Raw genomic sequence first — 764 nt, forward strand, 5'->3', positions numbered from 1 at the left:
TAGTGTTCTGTCTCAGTTTTGAGTAGTCGCTTGTTGGAGGGCTACTCGTCCACGTCGGACCTTGGCCAGGATCGATTCGGCGGTGGCGGTCCACACGAACGGCTTCGGGTCGTCGTTGTGCACGCGCAGGTACTCCTCGATCGCGGTGACGAGGTCATCCACGCTGCGGAACACGCCGCGGCGGATCATCTTGTCGGTCAGGTTGGCGAACCAGCGCTCAACCAGGTTGAGCCAGGACGAGCTGGTCGGGGTGAAGTGCAGGTGGAAGCGGGGGTGCTTGGCCAGCCAGGCCTTGACGTTCGGGTGGGTGTGGGTGCCGTAGTTGTCGACGATCATGTGGATCTGCAACGTGCGGGGCACCGTGGTGTCGATCGTGCGCAGGAACCGCAGGAATTCGTCGTGCCGGTGCCGGGCGAAGCACTTACCGATGACCTTGCCGGTCAGCACGTCCAGTGCGGCGAACAGGGTCGTGGTGCCGTGGCGCTTGTAGTCGTGGGTCATCGTGCCGGCCCGCCCGGGCTTGAGCGGCAGGCTCGGCTGGGTACGGTCCAGTGCCTGGATCTGCGATTTCTCGTCCATGCACAACACGACGGCTTTGTCCGGCGGGTTCAGGTACAGGCCCACGACGTCGACGAGTTTCTCCTCGAACCGCTTGTCGTTGGACAGCTTGAACGTCTCCACCAGGTGCGGCTTGAGACCGCGGGCGTCCCACACCCGCTGCACCGTCGCCGGGCTCACGCCGACCTTGGCCGCCATCGACCGGC

Annotated in this window: 1 protein-coding gene; it reads right to left on the minus strand. The window is 64.7% G+C overall.

All coding sequences use genetic code 11. From position 1 onward, the window contains the following. Positions 1-12: 12 nt before the first annotated feature. Positions 13-764 (minus strand): IS630 family transposase (locus ABGB21_RS36890; protein ID WP_347681778.1); only part of this gene is annotated, 752 nt, incomplete at its 5' end.

The organism is Plantactinospora sp. B24E8, assembly GCF_039871735.1.
GTDB lineage: Bacteria > Actinomycetota > Actinomycetes > Mycobacteriales > Micromonosporaceae > Plantactinospora.